Source organism: Henriciella aquimarina (assembly GCF_002088975.1).
GTDB classification, from domain to species: Bacteria; Pseudomonadota; Alphaproteobacteria; order Caulobacterales; family Hyphomonadaceae; genus Henriciella; species Henriciella aquimarina.
Genome location: NZ_NCST01000059.1, coordinates 42755 through 67860, shown reverse-complemented (window position 1 = coordinate 67860; position 25106 = coordinate 42755). Strand labels below are relative to the sequence as shown.

Below are 25106 nucleotides of genomic sequence, written 5' to 3'. Positions count from 1 at the left end.
CAAGCGCCATGGCCTCTCGACCAAGTATGTTGACGCAAGGATCCGCCCGCAGGCGGCGGCTACTCCCCAAGTAACAGTGGCCGCGACCTAGCAGCCGATTCCGCGCCTGTCCACCTTCCGGCGCGAAAGTTCAGCTGGCTGGCGTGCCGGCCAGCTTGCGCCGGACCAGCACCGGCGCGATCAGCCCCAGCGCCAGACAGGCGACCAGGCACCAGCCCGCCATCCAGAGAAGTTGTACCGGAAGCTCGATGCCGAGATCGATCAGTGCGCCGGACAGTCCCGGTCCGAGCGAGGTCGACATCACCATGAAGGCGACCACGACGGAGCGGATCGAACCGAGGTGTTTCGTGCCATAGACTTCCGGCCAGAGCGCGCCGACCAGCGTCTGGGTGAAGCCGTTGCTGATCCCCATCAGCACCATGAAGGCATAGATCCCCCAGAGCGGAGTGAGCAGGGCGGTCACGGCGCTCGCGGTCGCCAGCGGCAGCAGGAAAAAGGGCAGGAGGCGCGCGGCCCCGAACCGGTCGATCAGATGGCCGCAGACCAGCGCGAAGATGACGGTCGTGCCGCCCATCAGCGGGAAGGCGCTGGCGAAGGCATAGTCGGCATAGCCGCGCAGCTCGACCAGATAATCCTGGTGGAAGAAGATGGTCGTGCCGATGAAGGGCGGGGCGAGCACGCAGACGATCAGGAGGTAGAAGACCGGGTCCTTCAGGACTTCGCGCACCGTCCAGTTGCGCGCCGTGTAGCCTGCCTGGCCGGGCGCCTGATCGGCCTGCGGGCTGCGCTCCACCGCCCAGAGGAAAGAGATGGCCGGCAGGGCGAAGACGATCAGGGTGAGCGCGGCAAGCCCCCAGGCCGTCTGCCAGCCGAGCGCGGCGGCAAGCAGCGTGAAGACGAGCGGCAGGAGCGCGGTCCCGGCCTGCACGCCCGGCACGACAAGCGAGGTGGCCCGTCCGCGATTGGCGGAAAACCAGCGCCCGGTCTCGGTCAGCGCGGTGTGGGTCATCATGCCCTGTCCGAACAGGCGCAGCATGTAGAGCGCCAGGACGACGATGATCACATTCGGCGCAAAGGCGATCAGCAGGCAGGCGGCCGCCAGCGACGGGATGACGAACTGCACCACCCGGCGCCCGGCCATATGGTCGAGCGTTCGCCCGAGCCAGGGCAGGGTCAGCGCGCTCGCCAGCGTCGCGATCATGTAGGTCAGCCCGAACTCGCCGTCGGTGAGCGAGAATTTCTCGCGCAACTCGCCGCCGGAGACCCCGATGAAGAAGGTCTGCCCGAAGGACGAGAAGAAGGTCAGCAGGAAGCCGCCCGCAATCCAGCGGATATTCGTGCGGAGAAAAGAGAGCATCCGCCCCTCATGGACCTAATCGGGGTGCGGCGGAAGGGGTGTTTGCGCATGTCTCGCTTACAGGATAGCAAAATCGCAAAGGCACCGGTGAACCGGACAGACCAGAAAGCGGAGGCACCCTGTGACGACGAATTATGTGGACCTGATCAATCGCGGCGGCCTCGCCGCGCCGGATGCGACGGCGATCGTCTTCAATGACCAGACGCTGACTTTCCGGCAGGTCCGCAAGCTCAGCAACCAGCTCGCCAATGCTTTCGTCTCGCGCGGGATCCGGCGGGGCGAGCGGGTCGGCCTGCTGCTCAACAATGGCCTGTTCAGCGTGCCGGTGGACTTCGCCTGCGCCAAGGCCGGCATCAACCGCGTGCCGCTGAATGCGCGCCTGTCGGTGAAAGAGCATGCGCAGATGCTGGGCGATACCGAGTGCCGGCGGCTGGTCTACGGGCCGGACCTGGAAGGCCCCGCCCGGGCGCTGGAAGAGGCTGTGCCGGATCTGGAGTGCATCCCGCTGGGCGATGGCACGACGGGGCTGCTCACCGAGGCCGCGGCGGCGAGCGATGCCGATCCGGGCATTGCCGTGGCCGATGACGATGTCGTCCTCACGCTCTTTACCTCGGGTACGACCGGCACGCTGAAGGCCGCCCAGCACACCCAGGCGTCCTATGCCGCGATCTGCCGGAATGTGCTGCTCAATCTCATCAATGTGCAGCCGGACGACACCATGCTGCACGCGGCTTCGCTGATCCATGCGAGCGGGGTGTTCGTGCTGCCCTTCTGGCTGCGCGGGGGCAAGACGGTGATCATGAGCCACTTCGATCCGGCCGCCTATCTGGAGTTGATCGAGGCGCATGACGTCACCGCGATCAATCTCGTGCCGACCATGCTGCAGATGTTGCTCGACCAGCCGGGCTTCGAGGACATTGGCCAGTCGAAACTGCGCCAGGTGATCTATGGGGCCTCGCCGATGCCGCGCCCGGTGATCGAGCGGGCGATGGCCGCCTGGGGCCAGCATCGCTTCTGGCAGTATTACGGCCAGACCGAATGCCCGCTCGCAGTCGCCGTGCTGCGGCCCGAGGACCATCATGGCGAGGCGCTCGGCGCGTGCGGGCGCCCGTCCATCGATGTCGGTATCCGGCTCGTCGACGAAAGCGGGGCGGATGTGGCCGAGGGCGAGATGGGCGAGATCGCGGTGCGCGCGCCCTCAAGAATGCTCGGTTATTTCAACGCGCAAGCGCTCAACGATGAGATGTTTCTCGAGGATGGCTGGCTGCGCACGCGCGATGTCGGCCAGTTCGACGACCGCGGCCTGCTGCACCTGAAGGACCGCACCTCCGACATGATCATCACCGGCGGCTACAATGTCTATCCGCGCGAGATCGAGGACGTGCTGATGGCGCATCCGGCGGTGGCCGAGTGCGCGGTGGTCGGCGTGAAGGATGCGAAATGGGTGGAGGCCGTCACCGCGGCTGTGACGCTGAAGGAGGGCGCGCGGGCCGGGGCCGACGAGCTCATCGCCTTCGTCGCCGAGCGCGTCGCCTCCTACAAGAAGCCGCGCGGCATCGTCTTCATCGATGCCGTGCCGAAGACCGCCGTCGGCAAGATCAACCGCAAGGCCGTGCGCGACGAGCTCAATGCCTAGCTGTCGGCCTCGCCCGTCCAGCGGCTGATCAGGCTGGCCGTTTCGGGGCGGGCGCGTTCCTGCGGGTCCATGGTGGAGGTGCCGAGATAGATGAAGCCGGCGACGCGTTCGAGGTGGTCGAGGCCGAGCAGCTTGTTGATCCCGTCGGAAAAGGTGATCCACTCACTCAGCCAGCAGCCGGCCCAGCCGGCGGCATTGGCGGTCAGCAGCAGGTTGTAGCAGAGCGCGCCGGCCGACAGTTCCTGCTCCCAGACGGGTGTCTTGTTGTCGTCCTTCGGGCTGGAGATGACCGCGATCACGGTCGGTGCGCGCAGCGGCAGCTTCTTCGTGTTCTCGATGGCATCCTCGCTGGCATTGGGCGCTTCCTCCTGCTGGACCCGGGCGGCGGCCTCGCCGAACGCCTTGCGGGCCTCGCCCTCGAGGATGATGAAGCGCCAGGGCGCCAGCCGGCGATGGTCCGGCACGCGGGTGGCGGCGTCGAGGATGTGGTCGAGCTGCTCCGGCGTCGGGCCCGGCTCGGCGAGCGCGATCTTGTTGGCCGAGCGTCTCAGCGACAGGAATTTCCTGACTTCGCTGGAGGGGCGGACGGGCAGCATCGGTGTGCCGACGGGCGGGGCGGGCGGAAAGATCTCGGTCATGGCCGCTAAATAGGAAACCCTGCGCGGAAATCATAGCATCAATCTGGCATTGCCCGTCCGGGACCTGTTGCGCCTGTTGCAGCGGGCCCGGACGACATCAAAGTGAACGGTGTTCACAAAATGAACACCCTTTTCTTTTTGGCTGTTTCGGGCTATATGTCGCGAACCGTCCGGGAGCCCTCACCCATGGAAGACAGTGTCTCACGCCTGCCGAACGCCGCCGCCTGCGCGTGCGCGAAGCCATTCTGGATGCGGCCGAACGAGTCTTCGCCGATGAGGGCGAAGCCGGGCTCTCGATCCGCCGGATTGCCGACGAGATCGATTATTCCCCGGCGGCGATCTACAAGTATTTCGGCTCCAAGGACGAACTGGTCGACATCCTCAAGGAAGCCTTTTTCGGGCGCATCCTGCAGAGCGTCCACAATATCGTCGACAAGAGCGAGCCGTTTCCCGTCCGCGCGCGTCATTGCCTGGCCGGCTATGTCTGCAAGGCGCTGGAGAAGCCGCACCATTATGCCGCTGCCTTTGCCGGGGAATCCATAACGGACCGGTCTCCGGAGAAGCTCGCGGAGATGGCCGATTCCAACCGCGTCAAAGCCTTTGCCGTGCTGACCGGCATCGTCACCGAAGGCATCGAGACGGGCCATTTCCGGCCGGACCTCCCCCCCTCCGATACGGCGAAATCGGTCTGGGCCTCGCTGCACGGCCTGGCGATGATGTTTGCCCATTTTGAAGCGTTTCCGGACTTGCTGACCATGCCGAGCGGGATGAGCCGGGACGCCTTCATCGATTTCCATGCCGACCTCGTTATCCGCAGCCTCGAACGGGCGCCGGGCCGGGCAGACACACCGGGGAGGGGCTAGGCCATGTCTGGGTCCGATCATCAGGCGACAGCCGGGCGTGAGCCCCGGCCGAGCTTTGCCAAGGGACTGCTCTTCCTGCTGGTGATCGCGATTGCAATTGCCGGTCTGGCCGCCTTCGTCCTGTCGCAGCGCTCCAGTGAAGGCCCGCTGGTGCCCGCCGAAGCGCCAGCCCCGCTCAGCGTCGATGTCATGCAGGCCAAGCTGCAGACCTCGCTCGATCTCGATGAGCGCTTTACCGGGCTGGTGCGCGCGCGCCGCAGCGGGGCACTCGGCTTCACCACGGGTGGGCGCATCGAAACGATGAACGCCAATGTCGGTGACCGGGTCACGGCTGGCGCGACCCTTGCCGTGCTCGATACCCGCGCGCTTCGCTCGCAGCTGGTTTCGGCCGAAGCGCAGGTGGCCGAGGCGGTGGCGAGCCATTCGCTCGCCATGTCGACGGTCGAGCGCCAGCAGGCCCTGCTCGACAAGGGCCATGTCGCCCAGCAGCGTGTGGATGAGGCGGCTGCCCAGGCCTCGACGGCGCAGGCGCGCATCGATGCGGCCCGGGCGCAGGCCGAGACCCTGCGTGTCCAGATCGACCTTGCCCGCCTGACGGCCCCCTATGACGGGGTCATCACCGAGAGACTGTTCGATGAAGGCGCGATTGCCGGGCCGGGCGCCCCGGTCTTCGAGCTTGTCGAAACGAGTGCGCTTGAAGCGCGGATCGGCCTGCCGGCGAGCCTAGCCGCCGAGCTGGAGACCGGCGAGACCTATACGCTTGTCGGCGACAAGGGCCCGGTCGAGGCGACGCTGCGTTCGGTCACCGGTGTCATCGAAGCCGGCCAGCGCACGGTCACCAGCGTCTTCGACATCGATGCGCCCGATCAGGTCTCGACCGGTGCGGTGGTGCGCCTGCAGATGCAGCGCAACGTGTCCGAGCCGGGGCTATGGGTGCCGGTCAGCGCCCTGTCGGAAGGCCAGCGCGGGCTCTGGTCACTCTATATCGCCAAGCGCGAGGAGGGGGACTGGGTCGCGCGTCCCGGGCTGGTCGAGATCATCCAGAGCGAGGGCGAGCGCGCCTATGTCCGCGGCGCGGTCTCCGACGGCGACCGGATCATTCTCGACGGCCTGCAGCGGATCACGCCCGGACAGCCCGTGCTGCCGAAGCTCGACCCGACGACGACGGCGCAGAACGACGGCTAGGGGCAGGAGGGGGCCATGCGAACGCTCTTCTACAGACTGCCGCGCCTGACCATCCTGTTCGTGCTGGTCGCGATTGCCGGGGGGCTCGGCTCCATCCTGACGCTGGGCCGCCAGGAAGACCCGACCCTGGTGGAGCGCTATGGCTATGTGCTGACGACACTGCCCGGTGCCGATGCCGAGCGTGTCGAGGCGACCGTCACCGACCCGATCGAGTCGGCCATCATGGAATTGCCGGAAGTCGAGGAGATCCAGTCGGTCTCGCGCGCCAATGTCTCGCAGATTTCGCTGCGCATCGATGAGAGCCTGAGCGAAGCCGAAGTCGACGATGCCTGGACGCTGATCCGGGGGCAGGTCGACAAGGCGCGGTCCGACCTGCCAGACACGGCAAGCACGCCGGATGTGCGCCGGCTCTATATCGGCGCGTCGACCCTGCTGGTCGGGCTTGTCTGGGAAGGCGAGGGCGAACCGGAACTCGCCGTGATGACGCGCTATGCCCGGAACCTGTCCGACCGCTTCCAGAACCTGGCCGGCACGGAAGAAACCCAGACTTTCGGCCTGCCGGAGGAGGAGGTGCGCGTCGTCATCGATCCGGAAGCGCTGGCGGCCGCCGGGCTCTCCATGCCCGATGCCGCCCGGCTGATCGCGGCGGCCGATGCCAAGGTGCCGGCCGGACAGGTGCGCGGGGAGCAGTCGAATGTCGGCCTCGAAGTTGGCGGCTCGTTCGACAGCATCGCCCGGATCCGGGCGGTGCCGCTGGTCCAGCGAGAGGATGGCAGCGCGCTGCGGGTCGGCGATATCGCCGAGGTTCAGAAGGGCATCGAGGACCCGGCCACGGTGATGAACTTCACCGACAACAAGCGCTCCGTCATGGTCGCCGCCTTCATCCAGCCGCATGAACGCGTCGACCAGTGGGCCGAGACGGCGCGCGCGCTTGTCGCCGAATTCGAGGAGAACTCGCCTGCCGAGATCGATGTGCGTATCCTCTATGACCAGAGCGTCTATACCGAGGCGCGGCTGAACGGGCTGGCGCAGAACCTGCTCTATTCGGCGCTGATCGTCTTCCTGGTGCTGTTCCTGGTGATGGGCTGGCGGGCGGCCTTCGTGGTCGGCACGGCGCTGCCGCTGACCGTGGCGCTGGTGCTGATCCTGTTCAACTTCTTCCAGTTCCCGCTGCACCAGATGTCGGTGACGGGGCTCGTCATCTCGCTCGGCCTGCTGATCGACAATGCCATCGTGGTCTATGACGAATACGATCAGGAGCGAGGGCGCGGCCACTCCATCCTCGAGGCCATCGACATCGCGCTCGGCAAGCTGTTCGGCCCGCTCTTCGCCTCGACGCTGACGACCGCGCTCGCCTTCGCGCCGATTGCCTTCATGCCGGGCTCGACGGGCGAGTTTATCGGCATGGTCGGTGCTTCGGTGATCTTCTCGGTCAGCATGTCCTTCCTGATCGCGATGACCGTCATTCCGGCGCTCAGCGGCTGGTTCGACCGCCCGCGCGCGCCCGGCCAGAAGAAGAACTGGCTGCGCGACGGCATCTCCATCGATGCGGTGACCGATGGCTATCGCTGGACGGTCGGGACCGTGCTGCGCTACCCGCTGCTGGGCGTGCTGATCGGTGTGGTGCCGACGGTGGCGGGTTTCATGCTTGGCGGCTCGCTGCCCCTGCAATTCTTCCCGCAGACCGAGCGCGACCAGTTCCAGGTCGAGATTTCGCTGCCGCCCTCGGCGACCATCCACGAGGCCCGCCGGGCGAGCGAGCGCGCGACCGAGATCCTTTACACCTATCCGCATGTCGAGATGGTCAATTTCACGCTCGGGGAAGCCGCGCCGCGCGTCTACTACAACTCCTTCAACAACACCCAGGGCGTGCCGGGCTTTGCGGCCGGCTGGGTGCAGCTGAAGGACAATCTCTCCACCCGCATCATGGTGCGCGACATCCAGGACACGCTGCGCGAGGAGTTCCCCGAGGCGCAGGTGCTGGCGCTGCCCTTCGAGCAGGGCCCGCCGGTGGATGCGCCCATCGAATTCTTCATCCGCGGCAACAATCTCGAGACGCTGAACGCGCTCGGCAACGAGTCGCGGCGGGTGCTCGCCGGTGTGCCGGGCGTGACCTATACCCAGGCGAGCCTGCAGCTCGGCGCGCCGGTGGTCACCATCCGCGCCGACGAGGCGGCCACTGCCATGTCGGGCGAACGGCTGGTGCAGCTGGCTAACGATCTGCGTGCCGAACTGGAAGGCGTGCCGGCCGGCTCCATCCTGGAAGGGATCGAGGAAGTGCCCGTGCGCGTCATCGCGCCGGAAGCGCGCCGTTCCGAACTGGCGGACCTGCGGGCCAAGACGATCGGCAACGGACGCGGCGGGGCCGGGGGGGCGCCGATCGCGACGCTGGGCGAGATCACGCTCGATCCGCAGACCGCCGTCATCACGCGCCTCGACGGGCGCCGCGTCAACCAGATCTACGGCTTCACCGAGCCTTACTCCCTGCCGTCGCCGATCATGGCGAACTTCCAGGCGGCGCTGGAGGCGTCCGGTTTCGAGCCGCCGCCCGGCTATGACATCATCGTGGCGGGCGAGGCGGAAAGCCGTTCGGACGCCATGGCCAACCTGATGTCGCTGACGATCCCGCTGGTGCTGATCATGACCGGGGCGGTGGCGCTGGTCTTCAACTCCTTCCGCATGGCGCTGCTCATCCTGCTGACGGGCGGCATGTCGGTCGGCCTCGCCTTTGGCGGGGTGTGGATGTTCAACCTGCCCATGGGCTTCAACGCCATTATCGGCGCACTCGGCCTGCTCGGCATCTCGATCAACAGCTCCATCGTGGTGCTGTCGCTGTTGCAGGGCGACCGGGCAGCGCGCAATGACGATGTCATCGCCCAGCGCGAAGTGGTTGTCGGCGCGACCCGGCATATCGTGGCGACCACGCTGACGACGATGGGCGGCTTCGTGCCGATCATTCTGACGGGCGATGTCTTCTGGCTGCCGCTGGCGACCGCCGTGGCCGGCGGCGTGGCCGGTTCGGCCCTGTTGGCGCTTTACTTCGCCCCGGCCGTCTACCGCATCATGACGATGAAGCCGATGCGGCGGCTCTGGCGCATGGCGCGCGGACGCGGCTGGCGCCATCCGAACGCCCAGCCGGCCGAATGAAGCCGCGCTACGGCGATTGCAGAATCACCGCCGATCTGAAGAGTGTCGGCCCATGACAACCGATCCGGCCCTGAACCTCTCCGACATCGACCCGCCGAAATGGCGCGTCCAGGTCAATGGTACGGTCTATGGCCCCTATACGCTGGGCCAGATGCAGGGCTTTGCGCGCGAACGCCGGATCGGTCCGCACACCAAGGTGAGCGACAGGGAGACCGGCAGTTTCGGTCCGGCCGGAGAGGTTGCGGCGTTGAAGGATCTCTTCGCCGCCCATGGCAAGGCGGAGGAGACACCGGCCGGAGAGCCGGCGAACTATCTCGTCATTGCGCGCCTCGCCGAAACCGACGAACGCCAGCTGCTGGGCGCGCTCAACCGGCTGGGCAAGTTTGCCCAGGTCATGCCGGGCGTCTGGGCGCTGCGTTCAAGCGTGCGCCAGACGCACCTGCGCCAGGCGCTGGCCGGTGTCGTCAGCCCCGAGGAGCAGGTGATGATCGCCAATGCCTCGACCGGCCGGCTGGCCTGGGTCAATCTCGGCCCCGAGGCCGACGCCCATATCCGCAGCATCTGGGACGCCGACCTCAGCGCCTGACGATCAGGCCGGCTCGGCGATCTCGGTCGGGGCAGGGGCCGGGCGCCCGAGGATCAGGTCGGCGGCCTTCTCCGCGATCATGATGGTCGGCGCATTGGTGTTGCCGCCAATCAGCGTCGGCATGACGGACGCATCGACCACGCGCAGACCCTCGACGCCGCGGACCTTCAGGTCGCCGTCGAGCGGGGCGGCATCGTCTATCCCCATGCGCACCGTGCCGACCGGGTGATAGATCGTCTCGCCGGTCTCGCGGACAAAGGCGTCGATCTCCTCATCGCTCTTCACCTTCTCGCCGGGCAGGATTTCATCGCCGCGCATCGGGGCGAAGGCGTCCTGGCCGGCAATGTCGCGGCAGATCTTCACGCCTTCGCGAATGGCGCGGCGGTCTTCCTCGGTGGCGAGATAGTTCGGGTCGATCAGCGGATGGTCGAACGGATCGCCGCTGGCGAGCGTCACGGTGCCCCGGCTTTCGGGCCGCAACTGGCAGGCATGGATGGTGAAGCCGTCGGATTTGAACTCCTGTCGGCCATGCTCGATCATGATGGCGTTGACATAGTGCAGCTGCAGGTCCGGCCGGTCGAGGCCCTCGCGCGACTTCAGGAAGGCGCCCGCCTGCAGGAAATTGTCCCGTCCGGGGCCCTGCTTGCGGAAGAGGTAATTCAGGCCGACGCCGATCTTCTTCAGCCCGGCCTGCTGGGAATAGGCCGAGAGCTTCTGGGTCATCTTGTGAACGACGGTGACGTCGAGATGGTCCTGCAGGTTGCGGCCGATCTCGGGCCGGTCGGCGATGGGCGAGATGCCATGCTTGCGCAGCTCTTCGGCCGGGCCGATGCCCGACAGCATGAGGATTTGCGGCGACTGGACGGCGCCCGCGCAGAGGATGACCTCCTTGTTCGCCTTGACCACTTGCGCCTCGGCGCCGCGCGCCGGAACGGTCTCGACCCCGTGCGCGCGCCCGCCGCGGAAGACGACGCGGCTGACAAGCGCGGTCGACATGACGGTCAGATTGGCGCGCTCCTTCATGATGGGGCGCAGGAAGGCAAAGGAGGTGCTCCAGCGCTCGCCGTCATTGATGGTGCGTTGATAGGGGCCGATCCCTTCCTGCTGGGCGCCGTTGAAGTCTTCGGTGCGCGGGAAGCCGGCTTGCTCGCCACTCTTGATGAAGGCCTCATAGGCGGCTGAATCGAGCGGGCTTTCCTCCACCGCCAGCGGGCCTTCGGTGCCGTGATAGGTGGACTCCTCGCCGCGATAGCCTTCCGAGCGGCGGAAATAGGGGAGGATGTCGCTATAGCCCCAGCCGGTCAGGCCGGACTGGCGCCACTGGTCATAGTCGCGCGCGTGGCCGCGAATATAGACCATGCCGTTGATGGAGGAGGACCCGCCCCAGCCCTTGCCGCGCGGCCACCACAGCTTGCGGTCGTTCATGTGCTTTTGCGGCGTGGTGTAGAAACCCCAATTGTGCGGGTTCTCTTCCTTGATCAGATTGCCGACCCCGGCGGGCATGCGCACCATCAAGCTCTTGTCCTTGCCGCCGGCCTCGATCAGGCAGACCGTGATTGTCGGATCAAGGCTCAGACGGTTGGCGAGCACACAGCCTGCGCTGCCGGCGCCGACAATGATATAGTCATAGCTTTGCGGTTGGCTCATGACGGCGGATGTCCTTCCCTCGTTAATTTTTCATGACGATAGTGTCAGGTTTGCATAATCCTTCAACCATTTATGAAGGACTGTGACCTAGCGTTCAGGGTTCGTGCCTCCGGATGACAGTGGAGGTGGCTCACAGGGGAGTGCGTCGTGGAAGCCAAGCCCAAGCCCAGAATTCAGCCGCTGAGCCGGGTCGACCTGCGCAAGGACCGCCGCGCCAATGTGCGCGTGGACCTCTCGCTGAATGGCCGTTTCCTCAGTGAGGGAGCCGACGATCACGGGCTGCTGACACGCAATATTTCCTGTGGCGGGGCGGAGCTGATCTCGCGCATCAAGCCGGACATGCAGTCGAAGCTGATCTGTTATCTCGACGATCTGGGCCGGCTGGAAGCCGAAGTCGTGCGCCAGACCGAGCAGGGTTTCGCCGTGAAATTTCTCGTCACCGCCCGCAAGCGCGACAAGCTTGCCGACCGGTTGACCTGGCTGAGCAATTACAAGCAGCTCGGACTCGACGATGAGCGCGAGGCGCCCCGCTATGCCGGCGGTGGGCCTGCCATGGTGGCCCGCTCCAACGGGCGCGTCATCCAGTGCCGCACCATCGATATCTCGCTCTCCGGGGCCGCCTTCGAGGCCGATGGCCCGGCCCCGCCCGTGGGCGAGACGGTCACGGTCGGCAATCTCACGGGTGAGGTTGTGCGGACCATGCAGAACGGCTTCGCCATCCGCTATATCCATAAAGGGGAGAGGGTGGGAAAATAGCAGGGCAGACTTGAAGCCCGCCGCCAATCTCGCCATCTCAAATCGTCCGCGACGAGGAGAGCCCTCCCCAAATGGTCGAAAATCCCGACATCGGCGCCCCGCCGCCGCCCTGGAAACGCCTGGCTTTCGAAGCCCGCGCCGCCGCCGCCGACGAGCCGGCGCTGGCCAGTTATATCGATGCGGCCATTCTTTCGCACGACACGATCTGTCAGGCGCTGAGCTTCCATCTCGCTGAAAAGCTCGCCAGCCGGGAAATGGGCGCCCAGCAGATCCGCCACATCTTCGCGTGCATCTATGAGCATGAGCCGGCCATCGTCGAAGCCGCCGAGCTGGACATGCAGGCCGTGCTCGAGCGTGACCCGGCCTGCCGCGGCATGTTGCAGCCTTTCCTCTTCTTCAAGGGCTTTCTCGCCCTGCAGACCCACCGCGTGGCCAACCGGCTATGGCGCGAGGGCCGCGAGACGCTGGCCTTCCACTTCCAGTCGCGCGCGAGCGAACTGTTCGGCGTCGACATCCACCCGGCCGTGCGCATGGGCAAGGGCGTCATGCTCGACCATGCCTCCGGCATCACCATCGGCGAGACGGCCGTGGTCGGCGATGGCTGTTCGATCCTGCAGGGCGTCACCCTGGGCGGGACCGGCAAGGAGGTCGGCGACCGCCACCCCAAGATCGGCAAGGGCGTGCTGGTGTCCGTCGGCGCGAAAGTGCTCGGCAACATCACGGTCGGCGACGAAGCCAAGATCGCCGCCGGCAGTGTGGTGCTGAAGGATGTCGCCGCGCATACCACCGTGGCCGGCGTGCCGGCACGGATCGTGGGCGGCGAGGCCAGCCAGCCGGCCCGCAGCATGGACCAGACCATTCCCGACGCGAAATAGACGGGCTTTGCCCGATCCGGTCATTGCCCTAGTGTCTCCTGTCTGAACGGACGGGGACACGTGCATGCTTAAACTGCTGGGTGGATTTACGCTGGTCTCCTCGAAGATCGTCGCGACCTTCTTCATGGTGATCATCCTGATGCTGCTGGGGTTTGCCTTCTTCCCGGACTTGCTGAACCGGATGTCGGACTTCACCAACTGGATCGAGGGCCAGATCCGCGACCCGAACATGGACGAGCGCGGCAAGTTCCTGTTCCGCACGCTGGTCAATGAGAACACCATTTTCGGCATCATCATGACGCTGATCGCGCGGGCGGTGATCGAATTTCTCTTCTGGGTGACGGCGCTGATGTGGCGGCTGGCCAATCCGCCCGAGGACAAGCCCGGGAAGGAGACGCCCCAGCCGGTCGCCGGTGTGCCGCCGACCTATTATGAGAACTGAGAAAAAACAGGCGCCGGCATTTAAGCCCGTGAACAATTGGCTTAAGCCCGGTCGCGTTAATGACAGGAGTTCCCCATGGAAAAGGAAGAGACGCTACGCCTCGAAGCGTATCTGAAAGAGAAGATCAATCCGGGTATCCGGCTGGTCGCCCGCACCCAGACCGACGATTCCGTCGAGGTCTATCTCGGCGCGGAGTTCATTGCCGTGATCTACAAGGATGTCGATGAAGGCGAGGTGGCCTACCAGTTCCAGATGACGGTGCTGGGTGAGGACATCAAGGGCTGATATGGCCGGGGCGCCGTCATGCTGCTGAAGGCTGACCGGCTGACCAAATCCTTTGCCGGCACGCTGGCGGTCGATCATGTGAGCTTTGCGCTCGCACCCGGCGAGACCCTCGCCCTGATCGGCCATTCCGGCTGCGGCAAGACCACCACGCTGAAAATGCTGAACCGGCTGATCGAGCCCGATGAGGGCACGGTCACGCTGGGCGGCGTGCGCGCGCACGACATGCCCGGCCATGAATGGCGCCGGCGTATCGGCTTCGTGATCCAGAATGCCGGGCTGTTCCCGCACAAGACGGTGGCCGAGAACGTCCTCGTCACCCCGAAGCTGCTCGGCTGGGAAACCGCGCGCCAGCAGGCCAAGCTCGAAGCGCTGCTCGACATGGTCGGGCTGCCGGCGCGCGACTATGCTGGCCGCTATCCGGGCGAATTGTCCGGCGGTCAGCGCCAGCGGGTGGGCCTCGCCCGCGCGCTGGCGGGTGAGCCGGACATCGTGCTGATGGACGAGCCGTTTGCCGCGCTCGACCCGCTGACCAAGGACGGCCTCATCGCCGACATTGCCCGCATGCGTGAAGAGCTCGGCTTTGCCGCCGTCCTCGTCACGCACGATTTTTCCGAAGCGCTCCGGCTGGCCGACCGCATCGCCGTCATGGATGGCGGTCAGATCGTGCAGACCGGCACGGCCAATGAGCTGATTACCGCGCCGGCCACCCCGGCGGTCGAGGACCTGCTGGCCGCCCCGCGCCAGATGGCGGCGACTGTCGGCAAGGCTTTCCGGGAGGCGGGGGCGTGAGCGGGCTCTTCGCCGAGGAATGGGCTGTCTTTCCAGGCCACTATGCCGGGCATCTGAGGCTCGCCCTCGGTGCGCTGCTGATGGGGCTCGTCATTTCGGTGCCGCTCGGCATCGTCTCGGCGCGCCGGCAGGCGCTGGCCGGGCCGGCGCTTGCGACGGCGAGTGTCGTGCAGACCATTCCTGGGCTCGCGCTGCTCGCCCTGATGGTGCCGCTGATGGGCGGGATGATCGGCTTCTGGCCGGCCTTTGCCGCGCTCTCGCTCTATTCCATCCTGCCCATCTTGCGGAACACGATTGTCGGGCTTCAGGGGGTCGACCGCGATGTCCGCGAAGCCGCGCTGGCGGTGGGCATGACCGCAAACCAGCGCCTGCGCGAGGTCGACATGCCGCTGGCTGCGCCCGTCATCGTGGCGGGGTTGCGCACCGCCTCGGCCTGGGTCGTCGGCACCGCGACGCTGTCGACACCGGTCGGGGCGCGCAGCCTCGGCAATTACATCTTCCAGGGCCTGCAGACCCGCAACTGGGCGGCGGTGCTGTTCGGCTGTCTCGTCTCGGCGGCGCTGGCGCTCGCGCTTGACCAGGTCATCGCCCAGTTCGAGAAGTCCGCCCAGAAGCGGGCGCGCGGCCATGCCATCGCGGGCCTGGCGGGGCTCGTCCTCATTCTCGTCCCGGCGCTGAGCGTGTTTGCCAGCCGAGGCAGCGCGGCGAGCGGGGCGGGCGATGTCGAGCGGCCGGCGGCGGCGACCTCTCTCGACGGCCAGACGATTGTGGTCGGCTCGAAAGGCTTTACCGAGCAATACATCCTGGCCGACCTGCTTAAGCGCACACTCGAAGCCAAGGGCGCGCGTGTCGAGATCCGCGACGGGCTCGGCACGACGGTCGCCTTCGATGCGCTGGCGAACGGGTCGATCGACGTCTATGTCGATTATACCGGCACGATCTGGGCGTCGCTGATGAAGCGCGACGAGCCGGCCCAGCGCTCGGCCATGTATGCGAAAGTGACCGCCTGGCTGATGAATGAGCGCGGCGTGCTCGCGTCTGGCAAGCTCGGTTTCGAGAATGCCTATGCCTTTGCGACCAGCCGGGAGACAGCCGCAGACTACGATCTTGAGACAATCTCGGACCTGTCGGGGCTCGACCTTTCCATTGCCAGCGACCCGGAATTCTTCGGCCGGGCGGAGTGGACGCGCACGCGCGACGCCTATGGCTTGCAATCGCTGACGCCGCGCAGCATGGATTCGGCCTTCATGTACGATGCGGTGAAGACCGGCGAGGTGGGGCTCGTCACCGCCTATACGACCGATGGCCGGATCGATGCTTTCGACCTGGTGCTGCTTGAGGATGAGCTATCCGTCCTGCCGCCCTATGACGCCTTCCTGCTGGTCTCGCCGGAGGCGGGCGAGAACACCGCGCTGCTCAATGCGCTCGAGCCGTTGCAGGGCGCGATCGGCACGGAGTTGATGCGCGCGGCGAATTCCAGGGTGGATCTTGAGCGCGACAGTGTCGCGGAGGCGGGCGCCTGGCTCTATGGTCAGGTCTTTGCCGATGGCCCGGACGTGCAGCCATAACAGGGCTTTGGGAAACCCGGGCGCGGGGAGGTTTGTTGAATTGATCATGGACGAAACAGAAATCAGCCGCCTGCAAAAACGGATCGAACAGCTCGACGAAGGTGAGTTTCATTTTCCGCCCGTCTACGGACCGGGCTGGGATGAGCTTTATATCGGCGACAAGGTAAAGACCGGGCGCGCCTTCATGGAAGCGGTGCGCGCGGGCAAGTTCCCCGGCGTGGAGGATACCGGCCAGAAGAAAGGCGGTGGCCGGGTCTATTACTGGTCCGGTTCCGGGACGTAGCGTTCCCCGGCTGAAACGGGCAGATGCTCGGCGATGACGCGGTCGACGATCTCGGCGGCCTTCCGCCAGGTGTATTTGGCCGCTTGCCTGTGCCCGCGCGCGACATGATCTGCGCGAAGCGTGCTGTCGCCGAGGAGCGAGATAATGGCGTCGGCCCAGCCGCTGACATCGTCCGGCGCGATGGTGAGGGCGGCGTCTCCGCAGATCTCGGGCAGGGCGCCGCACGGGCTCACAATGGTCGGGCAGCCGAGATACATGGCTTCCAGCGGCGGCAGGCCGAAGCCTTCCGTCAGCGACGGGAAGAGAAGCGCGCCGGCCTGCATCATCAGCGTTTTCAGCGCGCCGTCGCTGACGCGGCCCGCAAAGACGGTGTTTGGCGGCGGCGGGTGGCCGGCCATGGCGAAGTCCTCGGCCGTCGCTGTGCCAAACAGGACAAGCCGGGTGTCAGCCAGGCGCGGATCGTGGAAAGCCTCCAGCAGCAGGCCGATATTCTTGTGCGCCTGGGTGTTGGCGAGCGCGAGGCAGTAGCCCTGGGGTGCCAGGCCGAGCCTTTCCAGAACGCCGGTCTCAGCCTCGATCTGGGCGAGGTGATCGACCCCGTTGGGGACGACGGTGATCTTTTCGGCCGGGGCAATGCCGACCGACACCAGTTGCTGGCGGGAAAAGTCCGACACAGTCAGCAGGTGCTGCTGGCGCTTGCCCATCTGCCGGTAGGCGAACTGGTACCAGTGCGCGAAGAGCGGATTGTAGGATTCCGCACTCAGGAAGACCTGCGCATCGTGGATCATCGTGATCGCGCGGTGGCGCGTGACCGGGGCGAGATTGCAGAGGCTGAGAAGAAGGTCGTCCTTCTTCAGCGACAGCGGCAGCTCGATCTGTTCCCAGAGCTGCCAGACCAGGAATTTCGAGACTTCATAGTCGAAGCTTTCCAGCGGGCGCTCGCCATGGAACATGCGTGAGCAGAGGATTTTGGCGTCAGCGACCGTCTCTTCGGCGGCCTGTCTTTCCTTCCGGATGGCATCGAGTTCGGACAGGATGTGGTGGGCGACACGGTGCACACCCGTCTCGCCGCCACTCAGGAATTTGCCGTTCACGACGATCATCGGCGAAAGGCTCGCATTCAGGACCAGGGTTCAGCCTATCCACAAGCACAGCCCATCCATATGACGTGTCAATGAAGGAATGGACTTCCATACAGGAAGTCCATTCCAGAGCGCTCTTTTTAGGCATTCTGCCTGACTAAAGGACGTCGAGCATCTCAGCGACGAGCGGGTGGCGGACAATGTCCTTGCCTTCAAGATAGACCACTTCGGCGTCGGAAAGGCCTTCCAGCTTGGCGGCGGCCTGGCCGAGACCGGAAAGTTCCGGCAGCAGGTCGGACTGGGCCGGGTCGCCGGTCACCGCCATGGTGGAGTGCCAGCCGAGCCGGGTGAGCAGCATCTTCAGCTGCGTGTAGGTGCAGTTCTGCGCCTCGTCGATCACCACGAAGGCATTGTTGAGCGTGCGCCCGCGCATGAAGCCGATGGGCGCGATCTCGATCAGCCCTTCGCCCATCATGTGCTTCAATTGTTGCGGGCTGAGCCGGTCGGCCAGCGCGTCATAGAGCGGGCGGAGGTATGGGGCGAGCTTGTCTTCCATCGCACCGGGCAGGAAGCCGATCTGCTCGCCGGCCTCGACGGCGGGCCGGGAGAGAATGATGCGCGCGACCTTGCCTTTCTGGAGCGCCTCGACCGCCTTGCAGATGGCGAGATAGGTCTTGCCCGTACCGGCCGGCCCGAGGGCGCAGACGAGCGATTTGGTGTCGAGCGCGCTCATCAGGCGGGCCTGATTCTCCGAGCGCGGCTTGATATTCTTCTGGTAGCGCTGGTCCCGCGGCGTGTTGGGGTTCCGGATCTTGTCCGTATCGTCCGGATGCCAGCCGCCCTGGATGGCATATAGCCGGGCCTCGTTGCGCGATTTTCCTCCCATCTCCTCGAAGAAGCCCATGGCTTCCAGTTCCGCATTGGCTTTCTGACGCTTGGCAGAGGCTCTTTTACCCATGTGAGGATCTCCATTTTGGGTACAAAAAAACCGCCGGGCAAAATTGCACGGCGGCGGCGGGAAACAGGGAAGAGGAGGCTTCGGGCCCAATCATGGGGCCGGGCGGTGTTTCTGGCAGGGACGGTCTTGGGACCATCGATACTTGCCTCCCGAATCTCTCAGCTATTAGAGGATAGCAGGGTTAAAGCGCGATTAACCAGACAATCCGCTTGCGAAATATTTTTGACAGGGAGAGATTTGAAATATGGCACTTTATGAACTCGATGGCGTCAAACCGGTCACACCGGACAGTGGAAACTACTGGGTCGCGGATAATGCGACCGTACTCGGCCGGGTGATTCTCAAGGAAAATGCGAGCGTCTGGTTCAATGCGGTCCTGCGCGGCGACAATGATCCGATCGAGGTCGGAGAGAATTCGAACATCCAGGATGGCAGCGTGCTGCACACCGATCATGGCGTGCCGCTGACCATCGGCAAGGATGTCACCGTCGGCCATATGGTCATGCTGCATGGCTGCACGATTGGCGACGAGACGCTGATCGGCATCGGCTCGACCGTCCTCAACCGCGCAAGGATCGGGAAGAACTGCATCATCGGGGCGCACTCGCTGATCCCCGAAGGCAAGGAAATTCCGGACAATTCCCTCGTCATGGGCTCGCCCGGAAAGGTGGTCAAAGAGCTGAAGCCGGAACAGGTCCAGCTGATCAAGGCGTCCGCGCAGGTCTATGTCGACAACTGGAAACGCTTCAAGAAAGGGCTGAAGCCGCTCTAGCCCGCAGGCGGGCCCAGGCGCGGCCTTCAGTCGTTGCTGGCGACCAGTTTGACGCGCGGTTCGCTCTCGCGGACATCCGGCGGGAACATAGCCGTCAGGCGGTGGCGCCAGACCGGCCGGCCCTTCAGCCGGTGGTCGCCGCCGAGCGTCTGGTAGAGTCCGAGCACGCGCGAGCCGCCATCGAGATGGGCCGGCTGGGCGAGCGGGGCGAGGATCACCTCGACATCGACGCGTTCGCCGGTCAGGCATTCGGCGCTGGCGCGGACAATGCCCGGCCGGCGCTCCTGCACGACGGTCTTCAGGAGCAGGCCCAGCATCTCGCGGTCATGACCGGTCCAGAAGCCGAGGAAATTATAGTCGGCGAGCTGGCGGCCGAGCGAGGATTCAATCTGCGCGCCGGCGGTGCGGAAGGCCCAGTCCCGTTCGCTGGCCGCCTGAATGACAAACAGCCGCGCGACGAGGTCGGGATGGTCCCGGGCGGTTGGTCCGGCCGGTCCGTCATTCGACGCGGCGTGCATGCGCTGCCATGCAGACAACAGCGTCTGGCTGTTTGGATGAAGGGTTGTGTCCTGCATTCGGGCTCACTCTATAATCTGTAATCTTTATTTCAGCGGTCCCCAGACCGAAGCATTCTCAACATCGCAAGCGCCGGGCCAACCCGACTCGCTCAGCTGGGGACATTAAATCGCGTGCGGCGGTCATTTTTCCCGAATTGAGCGAGAAACGGCACGGAAGATGCATCCCGTCAGGCGAAGAGCCACGGAGAGATTTCATGCGCGTTTCAACACGAAACATTCTGGCCGGCGGGGCAGGCCTTTCAGCGCTTCTATGTCTGGGCGGCGTTGCCGTCAGCCAGACCGCAAACCCGGCCCCCGGAAATGGCGGCCCCTGCTGCCAGAGCAATCGCAGCCAGTCCATCATCGTGCCGGGTGTGAATGTGGCCGGACCGAATGTCGTGATCGGGGGCACGAATGTGAATGTGCGCGGCGGCAATCTGAGTGTGTCCGGACAGACCTATCTTAATGTGACCGCCAGCGCGCAGGCCTCGAGCGAGGCGGTGGCCTATGTCGGCACAAGCGCCGGTGTCTCCGGATCGGCGCTTGTCTCGACGTCTTCGGTCAGTAGCCTGAATGTGACCGGCAGCGAGACCTATACAGAGACCGTCACTGAAGACGTGCCGACCATAGAAGACTATTGCGTCGACGAGATCAGCTACAGCACGGCCTATCGCGCGGTGCAGGCGGTCTGCCTCGATGATGGCGGCTCGCCGCACCCGGCCTCGCAGGTCAATCCGGACCGTTCCGTGGCGCCGGGCTATTCCGGCGAGCTCTTCCGCTGCATGGCCGGCACGCGCATGCAGGTCACTCTCGGTTCGGTTGAAAATGACGAGACATCCTTCGACCACGGCCAGACCATGTCGTGCGCCAAGGGCGAGGCGCTGGTGCATTCGCCGGGCGGCAAGCTCGCCTGCAAGCCGCAGACGCCCCAGCGCAATTGTAATGAGCGCTCCCTGCTGCGCCGCTACGGACCGGGCACCAAGGTCATCAAGACGAAAACCGCCGAAACGGTGTGCGTGCCGAAGCAGCGGACCGTGATGAAGAGCGTGACCCGCGAGGTCGAACGCGTGCGCCCCGTCGAGGGCGGCTCCATGGTGTTCGACGGCGGCGTCGGGCAGGGCGTTTACTAGCCTGCCTGTGTAATCGACAGAACAGAAGCCGCAGGCGCCCGTCACTATAGTGGCGGGCGTTTGTCATGGCATGTCACAAAATTTTATTCTGAGAATATGTGCTGTGACTGTTTGGCCGAGTTGCATTTATGCATGGCATTGCTAGTCGTTAATCTGAGTCCATGAAGACTCGATAAGAATCATAAAGATATATGAGGAGACGTGAAATGAGGTTTGCTCCCAGCACGAAAAAGCGGTCCCTGGCGTTCAAGGCGTCGCTTTGCGCAGGCGCAGGTTTGAGTGCCGTTCTGGCGTCGGCCCCGGTGGCCACCGCCCAGGCACAGGATGAAGAAGGCGCCGAGACGCAGCGCCGGCTGAATGCCGTTGTGGTTGAAGCCACACGCCGGGAAGGTGTGACGGTCCAGGACGTTCCGGTGTCCGTGACGGCCTTTGACGGGGCCCTGCTCGAGGATACGGGCGTCGCACGCCTGAACGACATCGAACAGATCGCGCCATCGGTCCAGATTGCCCAGACCGAGTCGGCGGCCTCCGGCACAAGCATCGCGATCCGCGGCATCGGTACCGGCTCCAACAATCCGGGCTTCGAACCGGCCGTCGGCGTCGTGATCGACGGGGTCTACCGCACCCGCACCGGCATCGCACTGTCCGAGCTGCCGGAGCTTTCCAGCATCGAGGTGCTGCGCGGGCCGCAGGGCACGCTGTTCGGGCGCAACACGTCCGCCGGCGTCGTCTCCATCAATACCGCCAAGCCGCAATGGGACCCGGAAGCCAGCCTTGGCGCCGGTTTCGGCAATTACGGCATGTATAGCGCCGAAGCGATGGTCACCGGCCCGGTCGCCGAGAATGTCGCTGCCCGGCTCGATGTGAAACACCGTTCGCGCGACGGCTATATCGACGACGTCAATTCCGACCGCGAGTTCAACAATCTCGACCGCTTCCTGATGCGCGGCCAGCTCCTGTTCGAAAAGGACGATGCCAGCCTCCGCGTTATCGGCGATTTCGGCAAGACGAACGAGGATTGCTGTGTCGGTGTGAACCTGGTGCAGGGCCCGACAGCGCCGGCCGTGATCGGCGGCGCGGCCATGGACGGTCTGATCGGTTTCGCCGATGCCGAGCCGGACGATTACGAGGTTGCGATCTCGCCCAACCGTCCGGTCTCCGACAATGTCGAGGAGTGGGGCATTTCCGCCGAATACAAGAACCGGTTCGGCACGATGAACTTCACCTCCATCACCTCCTATCGTGATTGGCAGGCGATGCGCGACCAGGACATCGACTTCTCCGGCATCGACCGGGCCTATCGCGACGGCACGGAAATCACCGATGAGGTGTTTACCCAGGAAGTCCGCCTGCAGGACAATTTCGCCAATATCGACTGGCTGGTCGGCGCTTTCTACATGCATGAGGAGCTCGGCTATACCGACACGATCCGCACCGGCACGCAGGCCAATGAATATACCGACCTGATCGCCGCCGGCGCGACAGGCGGCCAGCTCTTCGGTTCGCTCCCGGGCGTGCCGCCGCTGCTCGGCTATATCGACCCGACAACCGGGGCCCCGACGAGCCCGACAGCGCCGGGCGCAGCGCCTTTCTACCTGCCGCAATTGTTCGACGGGGCGGGGCAGAACAATGATGTCTACGACACCACGACGGATGCGCTCGCGCTGTTCACGCACAATGAGATTGCGCTCACCGACAAGCTGACCGCCACGATCGGGGCCCGCCTCAATTATGAGGAAAAGGAGATCGAATACGATCTCGATGGCAGCACGCCGCCTTGCAATTTCTTCGTGAACAGCCCCGCGGGCAGTGCGGTGATCCAGCAGCTCATCGCGAATGGCGCGCAGAGTCTGATCCTTCTGTCGTGCAACCCGGCGGTCAATACAGAGTATAATGGCGCCGACAGCGACAGCTTCGACGACACGGTGCTGACCGGGACGGCGAAGCTGGCCTACAAGTTCACGCCGGACTTCATGAGCTATGTCTCCTATTCGCGCGGCTTCAAGTCGGGTGGCTACAACCTCGACCGGTCGGGTTTCGACAGTGTCCTGTTCGGGGGCGATGGCGCCCAGCCGGAAGACCTGCAGTTCGATTCCGAGACGGTCGACAGCTATGAGCTGGGCTGGAAGGCGAGCTTCGATTCCATCGCGGCGACGCTCAACGGTGCGATCTTCTACCAGGATGTGAAGGACTTTCAGGAGAACTTCTTCACAGGCACGAACTTCCGTGTGCTGAACTCCGACGTGGAAAGCTACGGACTGGAGCTGGACGGCTCCATCCAGCCGGTGGAAGGGCTGACGCTGCAGGGCGGCTATGCCTACACCAAGGTGGAGCGCCAGAACGACGTGATCACGCCGCGCGGCGATGGCACCGACCAGCTGCTGGCGCCGTCGGGCGTGCAGCTCGCCTATATGCCGGAACATGTCGGCACGCTGGCGGGGACCTATCTCTTCCCGATCACGCCGGAGCTGGGCGGCATCGTCCACCTCAATGCGCGCTACAATTCCGAGCACGCCACCTCCGAGGCCACGCGCGGCATTGCCGACAATGACGCCTATGTCCTGTTCGGCGGCCGTGTCGGGATCCAGTCGGCCGACGGGCGCTGGGAGGTTTCGGTCTTCGGCGAGAACATCACCGACGAGTATTACAACATGGCGTCCTTTGCCGTGCCCGAGCAGACCGGCACCATCGCCGTCTATCCGGGCATACCGGCCATGTATGGCGCGGAGTTCAAGGTGAACTTCTAGGGCTTCTTCGCCCCATCAAATCCGGAAAGCCCCGTCGTTCGCGGCGGGGCTTTTTTCATGCCGGCGTACGGCTCCGGCTGCGGGCGCGCAGGGCGAGGCAGGTGAGGGCGAAGCTCACGACCTCGAAGCTCGCAAAGGCCCAGCCGTTCAGTGTCGGGCTGTCGCCCATGATCAGGGAGGCGAACCGGGCAAGCGTGTAGCCGCCCATATAGACAGCGAGGAAGTAGAGGGCCGGGCGCTCGAATCGCTCCGGCCGGATCGCGCCGGCGGCTGTCAGCGCGGCGGCGGCGAGGCTCACCCCGCCAAAGATGCCGCGCATCTCGAAGGCGGCATTCGGCCCGCCCGCCTCGACATCGAGCTGGCTGGTCATGCCGAGCGGGTCGCTGATCGACCACAGGCCGAAGACGAGGAAGAGGAGGGCGATGAGGGTCAGGAAGAGGCGAATCAACATGCCCGTGGACTTAGGGCGGAGATGTCACCTGTCCAGAAACGGAAAACCCCTGCCGGTGGAGGGCAGGGGTTCCGGATCGGCAGATCCACAACGGGCAGGACTAATTGCCCGTTGATTGCAGTGTCGCTGCGTTGCCGACAGCCGTGGCTGCCCCGATGACCGCGCCGGTCGAGCCGGTCTGGCTGCGGCCATAGGCTCTCACCTGGCCGGCATTCACCTGGCTGATGCTGCCGCCGGCGGAACTGTCGCTGCCGCAATAGTTGCAGAGGCTGGCGGTGGTCGCATTGCCGATGGCGGTCGAGGAGAGAACGCCGATGCCGCCCGTGGCCGACTGGCCGGTAAAGCGCGCCTCGCTGGTCACCGTGCCGCCATTATACTGGTCAGCATAGATGGCCGTGTCCGAGCCGGTATTGGAAATGAGCGCGGAGTTGCCGACGCCATAGGCGCTGGCCGTGGCATAGCCCGACCAGTCGCCAAGGGTGAGATCGGTCTCGGCATTAATACTGGCATCGTTGGATTGCTCCGTGGGCGCACCTTCAAGGCCGAGCGCGGCATAGCCCCACTCATTGATGACGCTGGCCGAGTTGCCGAAGCCGGTGGTGACGGCGGTGACGTCCTTGCCTTCGGCGACGCTCGCCTCTGTGACGGCGTCGACGCTTGAGCCCTCGGCGGCGGCCTGACGGGCGCGGTTGTAATTGGTGCTGGTATAGCCGGTGGCCGATGTCGCATTGGCCCCGGCCGTGGTGGCGAAGGTGGCCGAGTTGTCCGCCGTCGTGATGTCGGCCTCGGTCCGGGCACTGACATTGGCTTCGCTGTACTGGCCCTGGTCGGCGCCCTGGGTGCCGTAGGCATTGTCGGTAGCCGAGACATTGGCGATGGCGGTCGTGGCCGAGCTGGTATCGACCGTGCCGCGCAGGCCGATCCCGCTGCTGGCGGTGACGGCGCCGCTGGCCGACTGTTCGGCATAATAGCGGTCGGTGCCTTCGCTGGTGCCCCCGCTCGCGGCGTTGCCATAGGCGGTGCTGGTGACCACGGCGGTGTCGGCCCGCTCGCCAGAGAGCGCGCTTTCGGAGACCGAATCGGCCCCGAAGACCTGATAGGTCTCACTGGTTACATTGCCGCTATTGCGCTGGGCGGCGGCGGTGTTGCCGACCGCGGTCGCGGTCACGGCGGCCTCGGCCGTCGGGTCCGGCAGCTCCACATTCATGTTTGCCCAGACATCGCCAAGCTGGACCTGGTCGATGATTCCCGTTTCCGCGTCGCGCGCCTGGGCGGCCGCCGGGGCAACCGACAGCGCCATGAGCAGCGCGGCGGTCACGGAATATCTTGCGCCTGAGTGGGTCACATCAGCC

General features: G+C 65.1%; 23 protein-coding genes. 15 read left to right on the top strand and 8 right to left on the bottom strand.

The genetic code is table 11. The annotated features are described in order from the left end of the window. Positions 1-130: 130 nt before the first annotated feature. A complete protein-coding gene (locus tag B8784_RS08375; RefSeq protein WP_084397336.1) occupies positions 131-1357 on the bottom strand; it encodes an MFS transporter in 1227 nt (408 codons plus the stop codon). Between the two features lie 121 nt (positions 1358-1478). Here B8784_RS08375 and B8784_RS08370 point away from each other — a divergent pair, with 121 nt between their 5' ends. After that, entirely contained in the window at positions 1479-2993 is a 1515-nt protein-coding gene (locus B8784_RS08370; RefSeq protein WP_084397334.1) for a class I adenylate-forming enzyme family protein, read from the top strand. Here B8784_RS08370 and B8784_RS08365 read toward each other — a convergent pair. Next, positions 2990-3631 (bottom strand): nitroreductase family protein, encoded by a 642-nt coding sequence (locus tag B8784_RS08365; protein WP_084397331.1) that lies wholly within the window; start codon positions 3629-3631, stop codon positions 2990-2992. The genes B8784_RS08370 and B8784_RS08365 overlap by 4 nt on opposite strands. Before the next feature lie 230 nt (positions 3632-3861). Here B8784_RS08365 and B8784_RS08360 point away from each other — a divergent pair, with 230 nt between their 5' ends. From B8784_RS08360 to B8784_RS08345, 4 genes are read left to right on the top strand one after another with little or no spacing between them, the layout of a single operon-like run. Continuing rightward, positions 3862-4494, top strand: coding sequence for a TetR/AcrR family transcriptional regulator (locus tag B8784_RS08360; protein WP_233356027.1), 633 nt, complete (start codon positions 3862-3864; stop codon positions 4492-4494). Between the two features lie 3 nt (positions 4495-4497). After that, positions 4498-5679, top strand: coding sequence for an efflux RND transporter periplasmic adaptor subunit (locus B8784_RS08355; protein ID WP_084397329.1), 1182 nt, complete (start codon positions 4498-4500; stop codon positions 5677-5679). Between the two features lie 15 nt (positions 5680-5694). Continuing rightward, a complete protein-coding gene (locus B8784_RS08350) occupies positions 5695-8826 on the top strand; it encodes an efflux RND transporter permease subunit (protein WP_084397327.1) in 3132 nt (1043 codons plus the stop codon). A 52-nt stretch (positions 8827-8878) separates the two neighbouring features. After that, a complete protein-coding gene (locus B8784_RS08345) occupies positions 8879-9412 on the top strand; it encodes a GYF domain-containing protein (protein ID WP_084397324.1) in 534 nt (177 codons plus the stop codon). Positions 9413-9415: 3 nt separating this feature from the next. Here the strand turns inward: B8784_RS08345 and B8784_RS08340 are convergent, their stop codons facing one another. Next, on the bottom strand, positions 9416-11059 hold the full coding sequence (locus tag B8784_RS08340; protein ID WP_084397322.1) for a choline dehydrogenase: 1644 nt from the start codon (positions 11057-11059) through the stop codon (positions 9416-9418). 147 nt (positions 11060-11206) lie between these two features. Between B8784_RS08340 and B8784_RS08335 the strand changes: the two genes are divergently transcribed. The 7 genes from B8784_RS08335 to B8784_RS08305 all read left to right on the top strand — a co-directional run bounded on the left by B8784_RS08335 (position 11207) and on the right by B8784_RS08305 (position 16057). Continuing rightward, positions 11207-11815 carry a PilZ domain-containing protein gene (locus B8784_RS08335; protein ID WP_233356026.1) on the top strand — a complete coding sequence of 203 codons (609 nt, stop codon included), beginning with the start codon at positions 11207-11209 and terminating at the stop codon, positions 11813-11815. Positions 11816-11886: 71 nt separating this feature from the next. Next, the gene (gene cysE / locus B8784_RS08330; protein WP_084397320.1) at positions 11887-12690 is read left to right on the top strand and encodes a serine O-acetyltransferase; all 804 of its coding nucleotides are present in this window, start codon (positions 11887-11889) and stop codon (positions 12688-12690) included. A 64-nt stretch (positions 12691-12754) separates the two neighbouring features. Beyond that, a complete protein-coding gene (locus B8784_RS08325) occupies positions 12755-13132 on the top strand; it encodes a hypothetical protein (protein WP_084397318.1) in 378 nt (125 codons plus the stop codon). A gap of 75 nt (positions 13133-13207) precedes the next feature. Beyond that, positions 13208-13417 (top strand): DUF3126 family protein, encoded by a 210-nt coding sequence (locus B8784_RS08320; RefSeq protein WP_084397316.1) that lies wholly within the window; start codon positions 13208-13210, stop codon positions 13415-13417. An 18-nt stretch (positions 13418-13435) separates the two neighbouring features. Further along, a complete protein-coding gene (locus tag B8784_RS08315) occupies positions 13436-14206 on the top strand; it encodes an ATP-binding cassette domain-containing protein (protein ID WP_169712615.1) in 771 nt (256 codons plus the stop codon). Then, positions 14203-15774 (top strand): ABC transporter permease/substrate-binding protein, encoded by a 1572-nt coding sequence (locus B8784_RS08310; protein ID WP_084397314.1) that lies wholly within the window; start codon positions 14203-14205, stop codon positions 15772-15774. The genes B8784_RS08315 and B8784_RS08310 overlap by 4 nt, the downstream gene beginning before the upstream one ends. 46 nt (positions 15775-15820) lie before the next feature. Further along, the gene (locus tag B8784_RS08305; RefSeq protein WP_084397311.1) at positions 15821-16057 is read left to right on the top strand and encodes a DUF1413 domain-containing protein; all 237 of its coding nucleotides are present in this window, start codon (positions 15821-15823) and stop codon (positions 16055-16057) included. Here B8784_RS08305 and B8784_RS08300 read toward each other — a convergent pair. Both B8784_RS08300 and B8784_RS08295 read right to left on the bottom strand, forming a co-directional pair. After that, a complete protein-coding gene (locus B8784_RS08300) occupies positions 16033-17160 on the bottom strand; it encodes a glycosyltransferase family 4 protein (protein WP_084397309.1) in 1128 nt (375 codons plus the stop codon). The genes B8784_RS08305 and B8784_RS08300 overlap by 25 nt on opposite strands. Positions 17161-17296: 136 nt before the next feature. Next, positions 17297-18097 (bottom strand): PhoH family protein, encoded by an 801-nt coding sequence (locus B8784_RS08295; protein ID WP_084397306.1) that lies wholly within the window; start codon positions 18095-18097, stop codon positions 17297-17299. A 244-nt stretch (positions 18098-18341) separates the two neighbouring features. Between B8784_RS08295 and B8784_RS08290 the strand changes: the two genes are divergently transcribed. Beyond that, positions 18342-18869, top strand: coding sequence for a gamma carbonic anhydrase family protein (locus B8784_RS08290; protein ID WP_084397304.1), 528 nt, complete (start codon positions 18342-18344; stop codon positions 18867-18869). A 26-nt stretch (positions 18870-18895) separates the two neighbouring features. Here the strand turns inward: B8784_RS08290 and B8784_RS08285 are convergent, their stop codons facing one another. After that, positions 18896-19444, bottom strand: coding sequence for a PAS domain-containing protein (locus tag B8784_RS08285; RefSeq protein ID WP_084397302.1), 549 nt, complete (start codon positions 19442-19444; stop codon positions 18896-18898). Between the two features lie 197 nt (positions 19445-19641). On the opposite strand from B8784_RS08285, the gene B8784_RS08280 reads away from it, so the two are divergent. Next, entirely contained in the window at positions 19642-20556 is a 915-nt protein-coding gene (locus tag B8784_RS08280; protein WP_084397300.1) for a hypothetical protein, read from the top strand. 206 nt (positions 20557-20762) lie between these two features. Beyond that, positions 20763-23303 (top strand): TonB-dependent receptor, encoded by a 2541-nt coding sequence (locus B8784_RS08275; protein WP_158085634.1) that lies wholly within the window; start codon positions 20763-20765, stop codon positions 23301-23303. A 55-nt stretch (positions 23304-23358) separates the two neighbouring features. On the opposite strand, the gene B8784_RS08270 is transcribed toward B8784_RS08275, so the two are convergent. Next, a complete protein-coding gene (locus B8784_RS08270) occupies positions 23359-23754 on the bottom strand; it encodes a DUF4345 family protein (RefSeq protein ID WP_084397296.1) in 396 nt (131 codons plus the stop codon). Between the two features lie 100 nt (positions 23755-23854). Further along, positions 23855-25099: a holdfast anchor protein HfaD gene (gene hfaD / locus B8784_RS08265; protein WP_143435373.1), complete on the bottom strand. Its 1245-nt coding sequence runs from the start codon at positions 25097-25099 to the stop codon at positions 23855-23857. Positions 25100-25106: the final 7 nt, after the last annotated feature.

Excerpts from the sequence above, each read along its gene's own strand:
- B8784_RS08285 (WP_084397302.1), bottom strand. The coding sequence starts at position 19,444 with ATGCAGGACACAACCCTTCATCCAAACAGCCAGACGCTGTTGTCTGCA.
- B8784_RS08355 (WP_084397329.1), top strand. The coding sequence starts at position 4,498 with ATGTCTGGGTCCGATCATCAGGCGACAGCCGGGCGTGAGCCCCGGCCG.
- B8784_RS08315 (WP_169712615.1), top strand. The coding sequence starts at position 13,436 with ATGCTGCTGAAGGCTGACCGGCTGACCAAATCCTTTGCCGGCACGCTG.
- B8784_RS08320 (WP_084397316.1), top strand. The coding sequence starts at position 13,208 with ATGGAAAAGGAAGAGACGCTACGCCTCGAAGCGTATCTGAAAGAGAAG.
- cysE (WP_084397320.1), top strand. The coding sequence starts at position 11,887 with ATGGTCGAAAATCCCGACATCGGCGCCCCGCCGCCGCCCTGGAAACGC.
- B8784_RS08350 (WP_084397327.1), top strand. The coding sequence starts at position 5,695 with ATGCGAACGCTCTTCTACAGACTGCCGCGCCTGACCATCCTGTTCGTG.
- B8784_RS08375 (WP_084397336.1), bottom strand. The coding sequence starts at position 1,357 with ATGCTCTCTTTTCTCCGCACGAATATCCGCTGGATTGCGGGCGGCTTC.
- B8784_RS08290 (WP_084397304.1), top strand. The coding sequence starts at position 18,342 with ATGGCACTTTATGAACTCGATGGCGTCAAACCGGTCACACCGGACAGT.
- B8784_RS08345 (WP_084397324.1), top strand. The coding sequence starts at position 8,879 with ATGACAACCGATCCGGCCCTGAACCTCTCCGACATCGACCCGCCGAAA.
- B8784_RS08365 (WP_084397331.1), bottom strand. The coding sequence starts at position 3,631 with ATGACCGAGATCTTTCCGCCCGCCCCGCCCGTCGGCACACCGATGCTG.
- B8784_RS08300 (WP_084397309.1), bottom strand. The coding sequence starts at position 17,160 with ATGATCGTCGTGAACGGCAAATTCCTGAGTGGCGGCGAGACGGGTGTG.
- B8784_RS08325 (WP_084397318.1), top strand. The coding sequence starts at position 12,755 with ATGCTTAAACTGCTGGGTGGATTTACGCTGGTCTCCTCGAAGATCGTC.
- B8784_RS08270 (WP_084397296.1), bottom strand. The coding sequence starts at position 23,754 with ATGTTGATTCGCCTCTTCCTGACCCTCATCGCCCTCCTCTTCCTCGTC.
- B8784_RS08295 (WP_084397306.1), bottom strand. The coding sequence starts at position 18,097 with ATGGGTAAAAGAGCCTCTGCCAAGCGTCAGAAAGCCAATGCGGAACTG.
- B8784_RS08340 (WP_084397322.1), bottom strand. The coding sequence starts at position 11,059 with ATGAGCCAACCGCAAAGCTATGACTATATCATTGTCGGCGCCGGCAGC.
- B8784_RS08305 (WP_084397311.1), top strand. The coding sequence starts at position 15,821 with ATGGACGAAACAGAAATCAGCCGCCTGCAAAAACGGATCGAACAGCTC.
- B8784_RS08280 (WP_084397300.1), top strand. The coding sequence starts at position 19,642 with ATGCGCGTTTCAACACGAAACATTCTGGCCGGCGGGGCAGGCCTTTCA.
- B8784_RS08275 (WP_158085634.1), top strand. The coding sequence starts at position 20,763 with ATGAGGTTTGCTCCCAGCACGAAAAAGCGGTCCCTGGCGTTCAAGGCG.